The sequence below is a fragment of the Streptomyces sp. WMMB 714 genome (assembly GCF_900090125.1).
GTDB classification, from domain to species: domain Bacteria; phylum Actinomycetota; class Actinomycetes; order Streptomycetales; family Streptomycetaceae; genus Streptomyces; species Streptomyces daqingensis.
Window position 1 is genome coordinate 175168 of the sequence record NZ_FMHJ01000009.1, and the last position, 18244, is coordinate 193411.

At 74.6% G+C, this 18244-nt stretch carries 12 protein-coding genes and 1 pseudogene; 8 read left to right on the plus strand and 5 right to left on the minus strand.

Annotated elements, in window-relative coordinates; all coding sequences use genetic code 11:
* Positions 1-22: 22 nt before the first annotated feature.
* The 4 genes from cbiE (at position 23) to H181DRAFT_RS18245 (ending at position 7821) form a co-directional block, all read left to right on the plus strand.
* The gene (gene cbiE / locus H181DRAFT_RS18230; RefSeq protein ID WP_045865579.1) at positions 23-1348 is read left to right on the plus strand and encodes a precorrin-6y C5,15-methyltransferase (decarboxylating) subunit CbiE; all 1326 of its coding nucleotides are present in this window, start codon (positions 23-25) and stop codon (positions 1346-1348) included.
* Positions 1349-1605: 257 nt separating this feature from the next.
* Entirely contained in the window at positions 1606-5394 is a 3789-nt protein-coding gene (gene cobT / locus H181DRAFT_RS18235) for a nicotinate-nucleotide--dimethylbenzimidazole phosphoribosyltransferase (RefSeq protein ID WP_045865580.1), read from the plus strand.
* A 275-nt stretch (positions 5395-5669) separates the two neighbouring features.
* On the plus strand, positions 5670-6938 hold the full coding sequence (cobA, locus tag H181DRAFT_RS18240; RefSeq protein WP_045865581.1) for a uroporphyrinogen-III C-methyltransferase: 1269 nt from the start codon (positions 5670-5672) through the stop codon (positions 6936-6938).
* 76 nt (positions 6939-7014) lie between these two features.
* Entirely contained in the window at positions 7015-7821 is an 807-nt protein-coding gene (locus tag H181DRAFT_RS18245; protein WP_045865582.1) for a TrmH family RNA methyltransferase, read from the plus strand.
* Between the two features lie 82 nt (positions 7822-7903).
* On the opposite strand, the gene H181DRAFT_RS29210 is transcribed toward H181DRAFT_RS18245, so the two are convergent.
* Positions 7904-9415, minus strand: a complete 1512-nt coding sequence (locus H181DRAFT_RS29210; RefSeq protein WP_045865583.1) for a serine/threonine-protein kinase — start codon at positions 9413-9415, stop codon at positions 7904-7906.
* A gap of 758 nt (positions 9416-10173) precedes the next feature.
* On the opposite strand from H181DRAFT_RS29210, the gene H181DRAFT_RS18255 reads away from it, so the two are divergent.
* Complete coding sequence (locus tag H181DRAFT_RS18255) at positions 10174-10383, plus strand: hypothetical protein (RefSeq protein WP_045865584.1); 210 nt, start codon at positions 10174-10176, stop codon at positions 10381-10383.
* Positions 10384-10585: 202 nt separating this feature from the next.
* Positions 10586-10981, plus strand: coding sequence for a PPOX class F420-dependent oxidoreductase (locus H181DRAFT_RS18260; protein WP_045865585.1), 396 nt, complete (start codon positions 10586-10588; stop codon positions 10979-10981).
* Positions 10982-11109: 128 nt separating this feature from the next.
* Here H181DRAFT_RS18260 and H181DRAFT_RS18265 read toward each other — a convergent pair whose 3' ends face one another.
* Positions 11110-11634, minus strand: a complete 525-nt coding sequence (locus tag H181DRAFT_RS18265; RefSeq protein WP_078895819.1) for an ATP-binding protein — start codon at positions 11632-11634, stop codon at positions 11110-11112.
* Positions 11635-11847: 213 nt separating this feature from the next.
* On the minus strand, positions 11848-12159 hold the full coding sequence (locus H181DRAFT_RS18270; protein ID WP_045865586.1) for a hypothetical protein: 312 nt from the start codon (positions 12157-12159) through the stop codon (positions 11848-11850).
* Between the two features lie 117 nt (positions 12160-12276).
* Here H181DRAFT_RS18270 and H181DRAFT_RS18275 point away from each other — a divergent pair, with 117 nt between their 5' ends.
* Positions 12277-13485 carry a PLP-dependent cysteine synthase family protein gene (locus tag H181DRAFT_RS18275; protein ID WP_045865587.1) on the plus strand — a complete coding sequence of 403 codons (1209 nt, stop codon included), beginning with the start codon at positions 12277-12279 and terminating at the stop codon, positions 13483-13485.
* 272 nt (positions 13486-13757) lie between these two features.
* On the opposite strand, the gene H181DRAFT_RS18280 is transcribed toward H181DRAFT_RS18275, so the two are convergent.
* Positions 13758-14549, minus strand: a complete 792-nt coding sequence (locus tag H181DRAFT_RS18280; RefSeq protein WP_045865588.1) for an arylamine N-acetyltransferase family protein — start codon at positions 14547-14549, stop codon at positions 13758-13760.
* A 143-nt stretch (positions 14550-14692) separates the two neighbouring features.
* Positions 14693-15529, minus strand: coding sequence for a DeoR/GlpR family DNA-binding transcription regulator (locus tag H181DRAFT_RS18285; RefSeq protein ID WP_045865589.1), 837 nt, complete (start codon positions 15527-15529; stop codon positions 14693-14695).
* 310 nt (positions 15530-15839) lie between these two features.
* On the opposite strand from H181DRAFT_RS18285, the pseudogene H181DRAFT_RS18290 reads away from it, so the two are divergent.
* Positions 15840-18041: pseudogene (locus tag H181DRAFT_RS18290) on the plus strand (hypothetical protein); the annotation flags it as partial.
* Positions 18042-18244 lie beyond the last annotated feature (203 nt).

An 18244-nucleotide genomic window follows, 5' to 3' on the forward strand; every position in this document is an offset into this window, starting at 1 on the left:
CATGCCCAGGAGAGACGCACCGATGGCCGACCGCGTCACCGTGATCGGGTGGGACGGTTCGCCGTTGTCCGGCGCCGCCCGCTCCGCCCTCGGCGCGGCCACCCTCGTCGCCGGGGCCGCACACCACCTGCAACTCCCCGAGGTGCCGCGGGGCGCCGAGCACGTGAGGCTCGGCAGCGTCTCGCTGGCCGCGCGGCGCATCGCCCGCCACCGCGGTACGGCAGTCGTCTTCGCCGACGGCGACCCCGGATTCTTCGGCGTCGTACGCGCGTTGCGCGCCCCGGAGCACGGACTCGAGGTCGAGGTCGTCCCCGCCGTCTCCGCGCTCGCCGCCGCTTTCGCCCGTGCCGGAATGCCGTGGGACGACGCCCAGTTGGTCGTCGCGAACTCCCGCACCCTGCGCCGCGCCGTCAACGTCTGCCGCGCGCACACCAAGGTCGGCGTCCTCACCTCACCCGGCGCGGGCCCCGCCGAACTGGCCCTGCTGCTGGGCCCCGTGCACCGTACGTTCGTCATCTGCGAGGCCCTGGGCACCTCCAGCGAAGAGGTCACCGTCCTCACCTCGGACAAGGTCGCCGACCACACCTGGCGGGACCCCAACGTGGTGATCGTGGTGGGCGGTTCGCAGCAGGGCGCGTCTCCGCCGCCGGGAACGGCGGGCGCGCAGCCCGGCGAGGCCGGGGCGGGCGCTGCCGGCGGCGCGGCGCACGGGTGGACCAACATGGGCCACCAGGGCGGCGGTTGGCTGGCCGCGCAGTCGCCGGGCTACCCGCCCCCGATGCGCGGGTGGGCGCTGCCGCACTCGTTCTACGCGGCCCAGGACCCGGCGGCGGGGCACGCCCGGCCGCCTCGGGCAGGCGAGTCGGCGCAGCTCCGCGCGGGCCAACTGGCCCGTCTGGGGCCCCGGATCGGCGACCTCGTGTGGGACATCGGCTCGGGCAGCGGCGCGCTCGCCGTCGAGGCCGCGCGTTTCGGTGCCGCCGTCATCGCGGTCGACCGCGACGCCGACGCGTGTGCCCGCACGGCCGACGCCGGCAGGCGCTTCGGCGTGCAACTGGACGTCGTGCAGGGCACGGCGCCGCAGATCCTGGAGGACCTGCCCGAACCGGACGTGGTGCGGGTCGGCGGGGGCGGTGTCCGCACGGTCACGGCTGTCGCCGAGCGCCGTCCCGGCCGCATCGTCACGCACGCCGTGACGCGGGACGAGGCCGAGGCGATCGGAAGGGCGCTCGCCGAAGGCGGTTACGCCGTCGAATGCGCTCTGCTCCAGTCCGTCCAACTCGACACGGACGAGTGGGTGGAGAGCGAGCGGGCCGTCGTCTTCCTGCTGGCAGGAGTCCGCAACTGAGGCACTGCGGCCGGAAGGTGACGAACTCCGACGAAGTGCTGTTTCTCACCCTCCCGTGGCCGGAGGCCTCCCTGGCCCCGGGTAGGCTGACCGATCGTTGTGCCGCTGTGCGGTGTTGAGGGTTCGTCCGTCAATGTCCGGATGGCGCGTAGGCGGGGAATCGTGCCGCACCGTGCGGATGCTCGTTCTCCGTCTACGGGGGCCCGGCGGCCGTTCGCAGGGTTGGAAGAAGCACTACCGATGGGCGAGGGGTACGCATGACTGACACCGGCCGGATCCCGGGTGAGGGGCAGCCGGAGAATGCAGGCGGTCAGCCGGAGGTCCAGCAGCCGGGCAATCCGGCGGCGGACTCCTACCCCTACGCGGGGCCGGCCGACGCCGCGGTCGGCGCTCCCGCACCCGCCCCCGGTGCCGAGGGGGACCTGCTGCTCCCGGGCTCCCACGGGGCCTGGAACGAGGCGCAGCCGGGGGTCGCTGCGCACGAGGCGTACGGGCAGGAGCTCTACGCCCAGCACGAGGCGTACCCGCAGCAGGACGCCTACGGCAACCCGCTCGCGTACGGCCGGCACGCCGCCGCCCCCCAGCACGGTGAGCAGCAGCAGGAGCAGACGCCGCCCGTCCCGGGACCGCACGAGACGGAGGGCCGCGACTCGGGCTCGTTCGACTACGCAGCCGTACGGGCCTCCCTCGACGGCCATGCCGATCCGCAGAGTCCCGGAGCCGGCGTGGGCGATGCGCAGCAGACGGTGGACGGACACGGCGCCGAATCCGGCGCGGCGCAGGCGCCGGCGGCCGAGCCCGCCGCACCGGCACCGCCCAGGCGCCCCCTCCACATGGGCCCACCGGAGCCGGAACCGTCCGGGGCGGTGCTGCCGCTCTCCGACAGGGGACCCGGCAACCCCGCGCCGGGACCGGGGCAGAAGTCGGCGCCCGTACCGGGGGCCGTGACCGCCGCCCCGCAGCGCCCGCCTGCCGCGCACGCGGCGCAGCAGGCCGAGAACGCGGTGCCGCAGGGCGAGAACGCGGTGCCGCAGGGCGAGTTCGCGGCCGAGCAGGGTCCCTCCACGGGCGGCCCCGAGTACTACGAGTTCGCGCACCAGGACCCGGAGACCCTTCCCGGCCCCCAGCTCGGTGCGCTGCCGCCGCACGACGGTCAATGGGACTACCAGGGACAGGCCGCGGAAGCGGCTGTGCCGGGCCCCGCGCCGCAGGACGCCGCCTACGTCGCCGACGGCAACGCCCCTGGCTCTCCCGCTCCTGCCGCGCCCTCCGTCCCCGAGGCCGAGACGCCTGGGCAGCCGGGCGACCACCTCCAGCCGGGCACGGTCCCGGCGGCCGGGCTTCCCACCGACGTCCAGGAGCCGCAGGAGCTCCCTCAGGAGCAGGGGTTCCAGCACCACCCGGACCAGGTCCCGGACCAGCAGCCGGGCCAGGTCCCGGACCAGCAGGTCCCGTACGAGCAGCAGGCCCCGGCAGAGCAGGCGCCGGAGGCGGCACCACCGGCCGACGGCGCCCCGCCGGAGCCGCAGGGACCCGAGGAAGCCGCCGCGGGGGAGCCGAGGCGGCGCCGGGCGGCAGACGAGCCCGAGCCGGAGAGCACGGGCAACACCTGGGTCTCGACGCCGGGTTCGACAGCCGTCGAGGCCATCGAACCGCAGGCGGCGCAAGGTGCGGAGACGGACCAGGCGCAGGCCGGGGAGGCGCAGGCCGAGGTGCCCGCTCAGGCCGAATCCCCTGAGGACGGCGGCCTGGGGACAGCCGCGGCCGAGGCCGGTTCCGCAGAGGGTCCCGATGCGGGGGACGGCCGGAGCGAGGCCGCGGGGCAGCAGGTCCCGGTCCCGTCCCAGGCGCAGCAGCCCGGGGACGGGGACGGCCCCCCGGAGGAGGGCGCGGCGGCAGCCGAGTCCGAGAAGGGTCCGGGCGACGGCTCCGGTGCCGCTGAGGCGTCGCCCGCCGAGACGGCAGTCGCGGAGATTCCCGCCCAGCAGCAGGCGGAGCATGCCGATGCCGTGGCGGCCGGCAGCCCAGGCGTCGAGCCGGGCGGAGCGCCCGGCGACGAGGACGGCGCCGCAGGAGCGGAAGCCGGCGGGAACGAGGCCGCCGGCATGGTCCCCCGCCAGGGCCAGCACGGGGAGCCGGAGGCGGAGCCCGCCGCGGAGGACGCCGAGGCCGCGGCCGCGGCGCCCGCTGCCGAGGAGGACGCGGCGCCCCTCGCGGACGGCGCCTCCGGCGTCGAGGAGACGGCCGGCGAGTCCGGCCCCGGCTCCGAACCCGGCGCCACCGAACCCGTCGGGCCTGCCGAGCCGGCCGGGCCCCCGGCCCCCGGTTTCGCGGACGACGAGCGCGAAGCCGTCCACCGCCTCATGCGTGAGCGGCGGGACATCCGCAACGGCTTCCGTTCCGACCCGATCCCGCACGAGGTGCTGCTGCGCGTCCTGGAGGCGGCGCACACGGCGCCCAGCGTGGGCCACTCCCAGCCCTGGGACTTCGTCGTCATCCGCTCCGAGGAGACCCGCCGGGCCATGCACGAGCTGGCCGAGCGTCAGCGCGAGGCGTACGCCAAGTCCCTGCCCAAGGGCCGTGCCAAGCAGTTCAAGGAACTGAAGATCGAGGCGATCCGCGAGACGCCGGTCAACATCGTCGTCACCGCCGATCCCACCCGCGGCGGGCGCCACACGCTCGGCCGCCACACGCAGCCGCAGATGGCTCCGTACTCCTCGGCGCTCGCCGTGGAGAACCTGTGGCTCGCCGCCCGGGCCGAGGGCCTGGGCGTCGGCTGGGTCAGCTTCTTCGACGAGCGTGAGATGGTCCGCGCCCTCGAACTGCCCGAGCATCTGGAGGTCGTCGCCTACCTGTGCGTGGGGTACGTCGACGAGTTCCCGCCCGAGCCCGAGCTGGCCCAGGCGGGCTGGTCCAAGCGGCGCCCCCTGTCGTGGGTGGTGCACGAGGAGTCCTACGGGCGCAGGGTGCTGCCCGGATCCGAGCCGCAGGACCTGCTCTCCGACACGGTCGCCGCGATCCGCCCGCTGGACGCGAAGGCGCTCGGCGAGGCTTGGGAGCGGCAGAAGCGCATGACGAAGCCGGCCGGTGCGCTCGGCATGCTGGAGATCATCTCCGCGCAGCTGTGCGGACTCTCCCGCAAGTGCCCGCCGCCGCTGCCGGAGCCCGCCGCGGTCGCGATCTTCGCGGGCGACCACGGTGTGCACGCCCAGGGCGTCACCCCGTGGCCGCAGGAGGTGACGGGCCAGATGGTCGCCAACTTCCTGGGCGGGGGAGCCGTCTGCAACGCCTTCGCCAACCAGGTCGGTGCCGAGGTCTGCGTCGTCGACGTGGGCGTGGTCGCCGAACTCCCCGCGACGCCGGGCCTGTTGCCCCGGAAGGTCCGGGCCGGGACGGCCGACATGACGCAAGGGCCGGCGCTGACCCGCGAGGAGGCCCTCCGCGCGGTCGAGGTGGGCATCGAGACCGCCAGGGACCTCGTCGCGGCCGGCAACAAGGCGCTGCTGACGGGCGAGATGGGGATCGCCAACACCACGGTCTCCGCCGCGCTGGTCTCCGTCTGCGCGGGAGTCGACCCGGCCGAGGTGACCGGGCGCGGCACGGGCATCAACGACGAGACGCACGCCCGCAAGGTCGACGTCGTGCGCCGCGCGCTGGAGCTCCACCAGCCGGACCCGGCCGACCCGCTCGGCCTGCTGGCCGCGGTCGGCGGCCTGGAGCACGCTGCGCTCGTCGGTCTGATCCTCGGCGCGGCCTCGCTGCGTACGCCGGTGATCCTGGACGGGGTCAGTGCCGGGGCGGCCGCGCTCGTGGCCCGCTGCATCGCGCCGGAGTCGCTGGCCGCGTGCATCGCGGGGCACCGCAGCTCGGAGCCGGGCCACGTCGCCGCCCTCACCAAGCTGGGCCTGCGTCCCCTGGTCGACCTGGACCTGCGGCTCGGCGAGGGAACCGGTGCGCTGCTCTCGCTGCCGCTGGTGCAGAGCGCGGCCCGCGCCATGCACGAGGTCGCGACTTTCGATTCGGCAGGGGTGACGGGCAAGAGCTGACGGCCGCGGCCGTCAGCCCGCCGGCCGCACCGTGATCCGCGGAACTGCGGATGCGCCGCATCCCGCCATAGGCTGTACGGGTGTACGGGCCGCGCCCGTACACCGGCCGCATCAGGCGGCGCACCGCCCGGCCGGCGCACCCCGTGGCGCCGCCGGCCCGCGGCGTCCCCGTGCCCGGCCGAACCCGCGACCGCCCGTCCCACGTCCGCACCACGCACATCACGCCGCTCCAGCGCCGCAGCGGCCCACTCCGCAAGCAAGGAGCCGCAAGCGCCATGTCCGAGTCCCCGACCGGGCCCGCCTCCCACGCCCCTGCGCAGGCCGGGGCCGACCACCCCGCCTACCCCGTCGGCCTGCGCCTCTCCGGGCGGCGGGTGGTGATCGTCGGAGGCGGGACCGTCGCGCAGCGCCGGCTGCCCGCGCTGCTCGCGGCGGGAGCCGACGTGGTGGTGGTCTCGCCCGCGGTCACGCCGTCCGTCGAGGCCATGGCCGACGCGGGCGAGGTGACCTGGGAACGCCGCCCGTACGCGCCGGGCGACCTGGCGGAGGCGTGGTACGCGCTGGTCGCCACCGACGACCCGGCCACCAACACCGCGGCGTCCGCCGAGGCCGAGGAGCGCCGCGTGTGGTGCGTACGCAGCGACGAGGCCGCCGCGGCGACGGCGTGGACACCCGCGACCGGACACAGCGAGGGCGTCACGGTGGCCGTGCTCACCGGCAACGATCCGCGCCGCTCCGCCGCCGTGCGCGACGCCGTCGTCGAGGGGCTCCACGACGGCACGCTGAGCGCTCCGCGCCACAGGGCCCGCCACGCGGGAGTGGCGCTCGTCGGCGGGGGCCCGGGCGATCCCGACCTGATCACCGTGCGGGGCCGCCGCCTGCTGGCGGAGGCCGACGTGGTCGTCGCCGACCGCCTCGGGCCGCGCGATCTGCTCGCCGAACTCCCCCCGCACGTCGAGGTGATAGACGCCGCGAAGATCCCGTACGGCCGGGCCATGGCACAGGAGGCCATCAACGACGCGCTGATCGAGCACGCCAAGGCCGGCAAGTCCGTCGTACGGCTGAAGGGCGGCGACCCCTTCGTCTTCGGACGCGGCATGGAGGAGGCCGAGCAGCTGGCCGAGGCGGGCATCCCCGTCACGGTGGTGCCCGGCATCACCAGCGCGGTGAGCGTCCCCGCCGCCGTGGGAATCCCGGTGACGCACCGCGGCGTCGCCCACGAGTTCACCGTCCTCAGCGGCCATGTGGCTCCCGGCGACCCGAGTTCGCTCGTCGACTGGGAGGCTCTGGCACGCCTCGGCGGCACCCTGGTCCTGCTGATGGCGGTGGAGCGGATCGGGGCCATCGCCGAGACGCTCGTACGGTACGGCCGCGACGCGGCCACGCCCGTCGCCATCGTGCAGGAGGGGACGATGGCGGGGGAGCGCCGAGTGGACGCCACCCTGGCGACCGTGGCCGAGCGTGCCGCCGCGGAGGCCGTGCGCCCCCCGGCGGTCGTCGTCATCGGCGACGTCGTCTCCCTGGGCGCCCGTTCGCGTCCCTGACGCCGTATCCGGCGCCCTCCGTCCGCGCTCGCCCCCGCCGCAAGGACATGCACCGCAACCACAACCGGAAGCAGCAGTGGCCCGATTCATCACCGTCGACGATCCCGACGACCCCTCGCTCGCCGACTTCACAGGCCTGACGGACGTGGAGCTGCGCCGCCGCCGCGAGCCTGCGGAAGGACTGTTCATCGCCGAGGGCGAGAAGGTCATCCGCCGTGCGCTGCAGGCCGGTTACCCGATGCGCTCCATGCTGCTGTCCGCCAAGTGGGCCGAGCAGATGCGCGACGTCCTCGACACCGTCGACGCCCCCGCGTACGTCGTCGCACCCGAACTGGCCGAGCAGGTGACGGGTTACCACGTGCACCGGGGCGCGCTCGCCTCGATGGGCCGCAAGGCCCTTCCCGGCCCGGAGGAGCTGCTGGCCGCGGCCCGCCGCGTCGCGGTCATGGAAGCGGTCAACGACCACACCAACATCGGTGCGATATTCCGGAGCGCCGCCGCTCTCGGGATGGACGGGGTGCTCCTCTCGCCGTCCTGCGCGGACCCGCTCTACCGCCGCTCGGTGAAGGTCTCCATGGGGGCGGTCTTCTCCGTTCCCTATGCGCGGCTGGGCAGTTGGCCCCACGATCTGCGAACCGTGCGGGACGCGGGATTCCTGCTGCTGGCCCTCACGCCCGACGAGCGCGCGGTGCCCCTGGACGAGGTGACGTCACGCCGCCCGGACCGTGTGGCCCTGATGCTCGGCGCGGAGGGCGACGGGCTGACCCGCCGCGCATTCGAGGCGGCCGACGAGCAGGTACGCATTCCGATGGCGCACGGCGTCGACTCGCTGAACGTGGGCGCTGCGGCGGCCGTCGCCTTCTACGCGGTCACGAGGGAGTGATGGGGCGCCACAGCGGAGTGACGGGGGTCCGGGGTACGGGGCCCGCGGGAGACCGGTCGGCCCGCCCGCCCGGGGTGACCGCTCAGGGCTGCCGCGCGGCCCCGTCCGCGTGCGGACGCTCCGGCAGCGGCGCCAGCGGAACGGAGCGCTGCGGTGCCGACCCCGCACCGCCGTCCGGTCCCTGGCAGCCCTGCGCCGTCGCGATGCCGAGTGCGACCAGCACCGTGACCGTCACGAAGACCACGAGCCGCTGCCGCAGCAGCCGCCGGTCGGGCGCCGGTGTGCGCCGCGGGCCGGTCGCCGGCCCTCGGGTGCGGCTTCCGTGCGGGCCGGGCCGGCCGGGGCCGCCGCGGCCGGCGGTCCTGGGCGCGTTGCGGCCCGCTGCCGCGCGCTCGCCTGTCCTGCTCGCGGACCCGCGCGGCGCCCCCGCGTCGGGGCCGTGCCCGCTGCCTGCGCCGTGCCGGGTGCCGCTCACGGACGTGTGGCCGCGGTCCCCGCGCTCGCGGCCCCGCTCGGGGCCGCGCCGCTCGGTGCGCTGACGGCTCTGGTACTCCTCCGTCCGGCGGCCGCGGGTCCGCTCTGCGGGAGCCCTGCCCCGCACTCCGCCGGAGCTCCCGCGCGGACCCGGTGCCCGGGACGAACTCGACGCCGGGCCGGGCCTGTTGGGCCCGTGCCCCCCGGAAGCGGTCGCTCTGGCGACGCCCTGCGCTCCACCGGCGCCCTCCCCGGCGGACGAGGGCCCGTGCGGCCCTCCCGCGCCCTCGGGGAAGCCGCGTGCCTCCCGCGCGGCGATCTCCTTCAGACGCAGCGAGAGCTGGAGCGGGCTCGGGCGCTCCTCAGGAGCCTTGACCAGGCATGCGTGGATCAGCGGCGCGAGCGCGGCGTGTACGTGTTCCAGCTGGGGCTCCTCGTGCACCACCCGATAGAGCATCACCTCCGAACTGCCCTGCCCGAAGGGCGAGTCGGCCGTAGCGGCGTATGCGAGCGTCGCCCCGAGCGCGAACACGTCCGTGGCGGGGGTGACCAGAGCGCCCCGCACCTGTTCCGGGGCGAGGAAGCCGGGAGAACCGACGGCGGTGCCCACGTGCGTGAGCGTGCTCGCGCCCGTCGCCCACGCGATGCCGAAGTCGATGATGCGCGGGCCCTTCGGCGAGAGCAGGATGTTGGACGGCTTCAGATCGCGGTGCACGACCCCCGCCTCGTGCACGGCCACCAGGCCCTCCGCCAACGAGGCGCCGACGGAGGCGACTTGGCTGGGCGGCAGCGGCCCGTGCTCGTTGACCTTGTCGTGCAGTGAGGGGCCGGGAACGTACTGGGTGGCGAACCACGGGCGGTCGGCGTCCAGATCCGCCGCGACGAGGCGCGCGGTGCAGCCGCCGCGGATGCGCCGCGCGGCCGACACCTCCCGCGCGAACCGCGACCGGAACTCCTGGTCCTCCGCCAGATCGGGGCGGATGACCTTCAGCGCGACGCGCTGCCCCCGGCGGTCCGACCCGAGGTAGACGACGCCCATGCCGCCCGCCCCCAGCCGCCGGTGAAGCTTGAACGTACCGACGACTCGCGGGTCCTCGCGTCGGAGCCGCATCATCGCCATCTCGTTCCCCTGCCTCCGGTGGGAAGGCCCCGCCCCTGCCCACGGGGTAGGCCACTTCATCCGTAACCCGGTTACGTCCGTCTGACGAGCACAGCTTACGGACTGCCGTGACGCGGCGACGACAGGCCGCGCACGCGGCGCAGCAGGGATTGCCGGGCGCGGTGGCCGGATCGCTGCCCTTGCCGTCAACGGAACGGAGGATGCAGGTGTGCCGCCCGTGCCCGCGGGCAACACCCCGTTCACACAACCGATTTGACGGGGCGGCATCTCGCAGCGGCTCAGCCGGCAACCGTGCGGGGCGTGTCCGGTGCGGCAGCGGCACGCCTGCGCGCCGCGGGCCGGCCGGCCGTCTTCCAGGTGGACGGAGAGGAGCCCGGGGTGAGGGATCTCACCGGCGCACCACCCGGAACACGCACGGGTGTTGGGCGAGGCGAACGCCCGGATGCCGGGCGCGGGCGCCGCGGCGGCGGCAGGAGAGCGGCGCCGGTGCGGAGCGCCCCGGTGGTGCCGCGAGCGTCGCGGAAGCCGCCGGGCCCCCGGCCGACCCCTCCGGGCAGACCCCGGTACCTGGCGCCGCGCCTCCACCTTGGGGAGTATCCGGCGGCCTCCGCCGTCATCCTGCGGGAGGCCCCGCAGTCGATACGCGGGCATGACGCCCGGAGGTACCGCCCACACCTAGTCTTGTGGCAAGCGGCGGGCGCTGCACTCGTCCCCCGAGGTCAAACGTCCGCCGCCCTTGGATCCGACGGGAGCTGACCATGGCGCACACAGCAGGGCGCACGGCAAGCCGGACGCGGGAGCGGCTGTCGGCCGTCGCCGACATCGGCACCCGGCCGGGCGGCCGCAGGCATCCGCTCGTGGCCGCCGCCATGGTCCTCCCCTTGGCCGTCGTCCTCGCGATCGTCTTCGGGGCGGTCCAGGCGGTGGTCACACAGGCGTCGTCCGTGGCCGGAATGCTGGGGTACTGAATTCGGTGCCCCAGGCTCGGGAGAGCGGCCCGAGTCGGGGATACCCGGCCGTCAGCCCCGTGGGGACGGGGGTGCGGCGGACGGCATTGAGGTCCGGGCAGCTGGGGAGCTGCCCGGACCTCACGCATGTGTCCCGGCCGTCGGCTCCGTCCGACGGGCCGTGCGGGTCCGCCGGTCTCCCCGGTACTACCCTCGCCCCGTGATGACACCTCAGATCGCCGGCAGCCGGTACGTCAGCCTCACCACGTTCAAGCGCGACGGCACCGCCGTGCCCACTCCGGTGTGGGCCGTCGAGGACGAGGGCGAGCTGCTCGTGTGGACCAGGGACGACAGCGGCAAGGTCAAGCGCATCCGCAACAGCGGACGCGTCACTGTCACGCCCTGCGACGTGCGGGGCCGTACCGTCCAGGACGCGCCCGTGGCCGAGGGCAGCGCGAGGCTGATGACGGAAGCGGGCGGGCTGAAGCGGGTGCGCAGGGCCATGGCCCGGAAGTACGGATGGCAGTTCCGCCTCACCGACACGGGCGGCGCGCTCGTCAGGCTGGGGAAGCGCCCGCACGTCGGGATCGCCGTCACCCTGCGGGAGCCCGCCGCCTGACGTTCCCCGCCTTCCGGAGGGCAGGCGCCGCACCGCCGCGTACTCCCCGCGAGGTAGCCGCGGTTCCGCCGGACGTACGACGACGAGGCGGGCCGCCGGGTGCGTACCGCCGCCCGCCCAGGGGAGGGTCAGGCCGGCGGGCCCTCGTCGTCGCCCGGCGCCGCGGGCATCGGGCCCGCGGCGGCGAGCGCGGGGAGCGCGGGTGCTTTTCCGGTCAGGTCCGCGCACTGGAGCGGTGTACCGAGAACGACGGGGAGCGTGAACCAGACGACCTTTCCCGAGCCGTCGTGCTGTGCGCGCATGCCCCAGCTGTCGCTGACGGCCGCGATGAGGGCCAGGCCGCGCCCGTTGGTCGCCGTGGACCGGGCGGCGCGCAGCCGCGGCAGCCGGGGGTCGTGGTCCCGCACGGAGACGGTCAGCCGGTCCCTGAGGTAGACGAGTTCGACGGTGCAGTGTTTGTCCGGCCCGGTGTGCCGGTGGACGTTGGTGAGCAGTTCGGTGACGCCGAGCGCCGCGGCGTCGATCAGCGGGTCCAGACGCCAGTGGTGCAGCTGCGCGGTGACGATGCGGCGCACCTGCCCGATGCGTGAGGGCAGAGCGTTGAACTCGACCGCGCAGTGCGTGCGCGACCGCGCCGCGGCCCGGCCCGTCATGCCGGCCGCTCCCGCCCAGGGGGCGTACCGGAGCATTGCGAGATGCATGTGAGGAAGGACACAGCCACAGGATGGGCCGATGAGGCAGCGCCCGCAACGCGGCCGGGGCCCGGCCGCACCGGCACGGCACAGGGCCTCCCGGCGCGCCGCGACGCGCCGGGAGGTACGGGAAACGTCCTGGCCCGTGCCCTCGGAACCGGGTGTCCGCCTCGCTCAGGTGCCGAGCACGCCCCGTTCGGCGGCGGCCTTCGCACGCGCGGTGCGCACGGCGCTCAGCAGCCCTTCCCGCCGGCCGAGGCCGAGCTGGAGCACGTACCGCGTGCCGCCCATCGTCGCCAGCGCGCTGTCCGGCATCCCGTAGCCGCTGATGCGCACCTTGTCGAGAGGGGCGCTGTCGATCTCGCTGCCGTAGCTGGTCATGAGCACCAGCTGGCCGTCGCGTACCTGGACATGGCCCGCCCGGGTGAGTGAGCGCAGCATCCGCCGTATCTGGACCCCACCCGCGTCGTACTCCGGCTCCGCCACCGTTACCTCCCACCAGTCCCCAGCGGCGCGGGTGCCCCCGACCGGCCGCTATATACCCTCTGTGAAGTGTGCACGCAAGCTGCGTGCTCCACCAGAGGGCCCTCCTATGATCGGCCTGTGAGCACCACCGATCCGCCTCCCGCCGGCGCGGCCGAGCAGACGTCCGCCGACGGGACGGCCCGCGCCTCCGCCGACGCGGCAGCCGCAACCCTCGACGTCGACCGCAGCGACGCCGGCTACCGCGCCTGGCTGAAAGAAGCCGTCCGCAAGGTGCAGGCCGACAGCAACCGCAGCGCCGACACGCATCTGCTGCCCTTCCCCCTGCCCGAGCAGTGGGGCGTCGACCTGTACCTCAAGGACGAGTCGACCCATCCCACCGGCAGCCTCAAGCACCGGCTCGCGCGCTCCCTGTTCCTGTACGGACTCTGCAACGGCTGGATCCGGCCAGGCAGACCCGTCATCGAGGCGTCGTCCGGCTCCACCGCGGTCAGCGAGGCGTACTTCGCGAAGCTGATCGGCGTCCCCTTCATCGCGGTGATGCCGCGCACGACGAGCCGCGAGAAGACACGGCTGATCGAGTTCCATGGCGGGCAGTGCCATCTCGTCCAGGACGCGCGGACGGTGTACGAGGTCTCCGCCGCTCTCGCGGTGGAGACCGGCGGTCACTACATGGACCAGTTCACCTACGCCGAGCGGGCGACCGACTGGCGGGGCAACAACAACATCGCGGAGTCGATCTACGAGCAGATGAAGCTCGAACGGTATCCGGAGCCCGCCTGGATCGTCGCCACCGCGGGGACCGGCGGCACCTCCGCGACCGTCGCCCGCTACGTGCGCTACATGCAGTACGACACCCGCGTGTGCGTCCCCGACCCGGAGAACTCCTGCTTCTTCGACGGATGGCTCGGCGGGGACGACGGGGCCGCCAGCGAGCGCAGTTCACGCATCGAGGGGATCGGCCGCCCCCGCATGGAGCCGAGCTTTCTGACCAGCGCGGTGGACCGGATGATGAAGGTGCCGGACGCGGCCAGCGTCGCGGCCGTGCGGGCGCTGGAGCGTGCCACCGGCCGCAGGGCCGGAGGCTCCACGGGCACGGGGCTGTGGAGCGCCCTGAAGATCGTCGCGGAGATGGCCGGCCGGGGCGAGACGGGCAGCGTGGTCACGCTGATCTGCGACCCCGGGGAGCGCTATCTCGACAAGTACTACTCGGACGCGTGGCTTGCCGGGCAGGGGCTCGACATCGCCCCGTACACCGCGACGATCGAGACGCTCCTGTCGACGGGCCGCTGGCCCGGCGACGCCCGCCCGGAGCCCGGGGAACGCTAGGGCCTCTCTCGGATCTCCGCGGGTCCGCGGCGTCAGCCGCGGCACTTCCCTGCGTTGCCGAGTCGTCCGAGTGCGCCCCTGGCCTTCGGCGGGAGACCCTAGGGCGTGTCTCAAAGTAGCGTCGTCCGGCCGTAGGCCGGGGGGGACGCGGTGTCTGGTGCGTGCGATCGCAAGGCGGAGGGAGGAGAGCGCAGCGGGCTGCGCCGACGACCGACAACGCAGGCAGCGTGCGTGCCAGGCACCGCGGCCCAGACGGGACTTTGAGACACGCCCTAGGCGCGACCGGCTCTGAGAGCGGGGACGCGGTCGAGGGCGATGCCGAAGTGCTCGCGGTAGGCGGACAGTACGGCGTCGTCGCCGGCGAGCTCCTCCTCGTGCCGTTCCGCGCTGCCGGTGGAGGTGAGGGTCCGGCCGCTCAGCGTGATACGGCCCTCCTCGGTCAGCAGGGAGCACACGAGCGACCGTGTGAAGTGGGACTCGGGCGAGGTGCGGTGCCACCAGCAGCCGAGCCCGAAGTCGGCCAGGGTGCGCGGACGTTGCTCGACGCGGTACTGCGCGACTCCGTCGCGGAGGACGTCCAGGTCGCCCTGCGGGGTCTCCTTGATGCGGAACAGGCCGCCGGGGTCGGCCTGTTCGTCCGGCGAGTCCAGGCGCAGCGGGTACGTGCTGTGCCGTCCGAAGCCGACGTCCACCAGCCAGGGCCGCGGCGTCTCCACGCGCAGCGCCAGGTGGTCGAAGAGCGGCCCGGGCCCGTCGTCGCCGAAGACCCGCGCGGCCAGGAGCGTCACGGGGAAGCCCAGGGTGGTGAGCAACGCGGCGAAGGCGCCGTTGAGTTCGTAGCAGAAGCCCCCACGGCGGCGCTCGACGATCTTGTGCGTGAGCGCGTCCGCGTCGAGCACGATGTCCTCGCCCATGTGCACGCTCAGGTTCTCGAACGGAACCGTGAGCAGGTGCCGCCGGTGCAGCTCACGCAGAGAGTGCGAGTCGCGTCGTCCGGGGCGCGCGGCGCCGATGCGGGCGAGATAGGCGGAGGTGCGGGCATCGTCGATCCTGAGGCCGTTCATGGCCCCTGTTATCGCAGCTCGGCGGCGGATGCGCATCCGGCGGGCGGACTACGTCCCGCGGTGTAAGGGCCCGTGGCGCCGCCGCGTCCGAGGGCCCGGGCAGCGGGGGAGGACTCAGCCGCTGGAACCCCGCCGGACGTCGCTCACCCGGGTGCTCTTTCCTCGCCCGCGACGACGAGTTCCGGCAGATGGTCCTGGATCTCCGCGCGTGCCCCGTCCGGCAGCCCGCCGTCCGTCACCAGGGCGTCGACCTCGCGGAGCGTGGCGAACGAACTCAGGCCCACGGTGCCCCACTTGGTGTGGTCCGCGACCACGACGACACGGCGCGCGGCAGCGACGAAACGCCGGTTCGTCTCCGCCTCCGCCAGGTTGGGGGTCGACAGTCCGGCCTCCACCGATATGCCGTGCACGCCGAGGAAGAGGACGTCGAAGTGGAGCGAGCGGATGGCGGCGTCCGCGACCGGACCCACCAGGGAGTCCGAGGGAGTGCGCATCCCGCCCGTCAGCACCACCGTCGCCGCACCGGGGCGCGGGGAGCGCGCACCGGCGGGGCCGCGGTGCGCGGTGTGGAACACGTCCGCCACCCGTACGGAGTTGGTGACCACTGTCAGGTCGGGAACGTCCACGAGCTGCTGCGCCAGCGCGAACGTCGTCGTGCCGCCGGAGAGCGCGATGGCGCTGCCCGGCTGCGCCATCACAGCAGCCGCCCGGGCGATCTCGCCCTTCGCCGACGTCTCCAGGGACGACTTCGCCTCGAACCCGGGTTCGTGGGTGCTGGCGTCCGCGAGCGGCACCGCGCCGCCGTGCACCTTCTCCAGTGCGCCCTGGCGGGCGAGGGTGTCGAGATCGCGACGGACCGTCATGTCCGAGACCATCAGCTTCCGGGTCAGTTCGTTGACCCGGGCGCCGCCGTGCCGCCGGACCTCTTCGAGGATCAGCGCCCGCCGCTGCTCGGCCAGCAGGTTGTGGTTGTCGCCCACCGCGAACTCTTCCCTTCCTCGGCCGCACACCCCGCGCGGACATCCTCCCACGTGGTGAAGGGCCCGGCGGACGTCACGATTTCGCGTGGCTTCTGCGGTGGGAGCCTGCACGCGTCCCCCGGCGGGCAGGATGCTGAGCGATCGCGACCGCACGACGACCCGGGGGAGCAGCACATTGCCGGAGCACGGGAACAGCAGCGCACTGCCGAGCGTGGCGCGAACTGCCCCGCCGGAGTCGGGAGTCGAGCCGCCGCCCGGCCTGAACCTGGAACTGCTCGTGCACGGAGTCGGGGGGACCACCCCGGAGGAGATGCTCGGCGACCCGCGCATCGAACGCGTCACAGGTGACGCGACGGCCGCCGTGTACCGCCGGGCCGACGACGTCGACGCCGAGGCCCGGCCCCAGGACTACCGCGACAAGCCCGTCGCGGAGGCCTACTCGTGGTCCAACCTCACCTCCGGCAACGGCGCGCGCGCCCTGTGGCTGATCTTGCTGCCGTTCATGGTCGCCAACCTCGCCCACTGGATGCGCCCGGCCGCACACGGACGGCACACCGCGGTCCGTCTGCACGGCGTGCTGGTACGGCTCGTCGGGCTCAGCCTGACGGTGCTGCTGGTGGCGGCGGCCTGCGAGGTGGCCCTGGACCTCGTCGCCTGGCAGTGCGCGGGCTCCGACGCCTGCGTCGACGAGCGCTCCTGGCTCGGGTTCATGGCGCAGAGCCCGTCGGGGGAGGGCGGCTGGTGGAGCCAGCCCGGCCGCCGTCTGGCGCTGGCCGCGGTGGTGCCCGCCGTGCTCACCGTGCTGCTGTGGTGGCTCTCGCACCGCACTTGGGCTGCGTACGAGTCGCAGCGTCCGCTGCGCACCGAGGTCACCGAGTACGACGCGGAGGCGCAGGAGCGGCCGGCGCTGTGCCTGCCCGGGTTCTGGTACGGCAAGCGCCTCGTGGCCCGGCTGCGGGCGGCGCACACCGCGGCGGGATTCCTCACGGTCGCCGCCGCGCTGGCCGCCGCGTCGACGCGCTACGACAGGAAACCCGGCGGCAGCGCGGGACTCGACGCCGTGGGCTGGCTGCTGGAGGTGCTGATCGTCGGCTGCGCGGTGTGGGTCGTGTACGTGGTGTGCAGGCGCGGCCGCAAGGAGAGCGAACCCGACGACGCGCTGGACAAGGTCACGGTGCGCGCGCTGCCCGGTCTGACCGTCGCCGTCCTGCTGCTGGCCGCGGTCCACGCCGCCTGGGCCCGGCCGGGGTGGATCTCCTCGGGGGGCGAGCTGCCGGGCGACGAGACGTTCGGCGTACTGGCCGTAGGGCAGGGCGCACTGGTGGCGGCCCTCGGAGTCATAGGGCTGCTGCTGCACCGGCGGCAGCCCGTCCCGCGGACGGTGCTGAAGGGGCTGGGCGCCCCGGCCGTCGCGATGCTCGCCTGCGCACTGGGCGGGGTGATGTCCGGAGGTGTCACGCAGCGCGTCGGCGACTGGCTGGACGGGCCCGGCACCCCCGGAGCGGGCGGCGGGCTCATCGAGGGGCCGCCGATCCTGCTGACGTGGCAGTCCTCCGCCATCCCCGTGCTGCTGGGCGCCGTACTGGTGATGCTGGCGTTCTTACTGGTCCGGCTCTCCCGACGAAGCGCCGAGCTGACGGACGACGTGGAACGCGGCTATCCCGGCTCCCTTCCCGACCCGTCCCGTTCACGCCGCATCGCCTCCACCGTCGCGCGGGCCGCGCTGACCGACTCGGCGCCCTGGATCGTCGGCACCGTCGCCCTGTTCACGCTGCTCCTCGGCGCGGCAGGCGTGCTGGGCACCTGGCTGACCCGCCAGGTGCCGGGCCGGGCCGCCGACGGCCTGCCCGGCATCATCGACGGATTCGCCGACACCGCGCAGGCCCTGGGCTCCTGGCTCGTCGGCCTCGCCTTCGTGCTGCTGGTCGCCTGGGGCCGCCGCGCCTACCGCGACCCGTCCGCGCGCCGCACCATCGGCATCCTGTGGGACGTCGGCACCTTCTGGCCCCGGGCGGCGCATCCCTTCGCCCCGCCCTGCTACGCCGAGCGCGCCGTCCCCGACCTGGCTTGGCGGATGGCGACCTGGACCGAGCAGACCGGCGGGCGCCTGGTGATCTCCGGCCACTCGCAGGGCAGCGTCCTCGCCGCGGCAGCCGTGTGGCACCTGGAGCCCGGGACACGCGGGCAGATCGCGCTCCTCACGTACGGGTCGCCGCTGGAGCGTCTCTACGGCCGCTGGTTCCCCGCCTACTTCGGCCCGCGGCAGCTCGACGACCTGCACCACCAGGTGGACTGCTGGCGCAACCTGTGGCGCCTGACCGACCCCATCGGCGGCCCGGTCGACCACGCCGGCGGTGGCGACGTACCCGGAGTGGACAGAGGACCGCTGCTGGACCCCCTGGAGTACGGGCGCACGCTCCGGCATCCACTTCCCTCACCGATCCTCGGGCACAGCGAGTACCAGGCCGACCCCGCGTTCGACGAGGAGCGGGACCGTCTGCTGGCACGGCTGCGCACGCGGGAGCCCGGACCTGCGTGCGCGGCTTCCCCGTCAACGGACGGTCAGGCGACCCGGGTCGGACCGGACCCGGGCGGGCCGCGGGACGCGGGCGAGCCCGAGCCGCCTCAGACGCCCCCGGATGACGGCACCGCCGCCACCCCGGTGCAGCCGGACGCACAGCCGGTGCGCCGCGGCGACGAGAAGGAAGCCGTCCC

Excerpts from the sequence above, each read along its gene's own strand:
- cbiE (WP_045865579.1), top strand. The coding sequence starts at position 23 with ATGGCCGACCGCGTCACCGTGATCGGGTGGGACGGTTCGCCGTTGTCC.
- cobT (WP_045865580.1), top strand. The coding sequence starts at position 1,606 with ATGACTGACACCGGCCGGATCCCGGGTGAGGGGCAGCCGGAGAATGCA.
- cobA (WP_045865581.1), top strand. The coding sequence starts at position 5,670 with ATGTCCGAGTCCCCGACCGGGCCCGCCTCCCACGCCCCTGCGCAGGCC.
- H181DRAFT_RS29210 (WP_045865583.1), bottom strand. The coding sequence starts at position 9,415 with ATGGCGATGATGCGGCTCCGACGCGAGGACCCGCGAGTCGTCGGTACG.
- H181DRAFT_RS18255 (WP_045865584.1), top strand. The coding sequence starts at position 10,174 with ATGGCGCACACAGCAGGGCGCACGGCAAGCCGGACGCGGGAGCGGCTG.
- H181DRAFT_RS18260 (WP_045865585.1), top strand. The coding sequence starts at position 10,586 with ATGACACCTCAGATCGCCGGCAGCCGGTACGTCAGCCTCACCACGTTC.
- H181DRAFT_RS18265 (WP_078895819.1), bottom strand. The coding sequence starts at position 11,634 with ATGACGGGCCGGGCCGCGGCGCGGTCGCGCACGCACTGCGCGGTCGAG.
- H181DRAFT_RS18280 (WP_045865588.1), bottom strand. The coding sequence starts at position 14,549 with ATGAACGGCCTCAGGATCGACGATGCCCGCACCTCCGCCTATCTCGCC.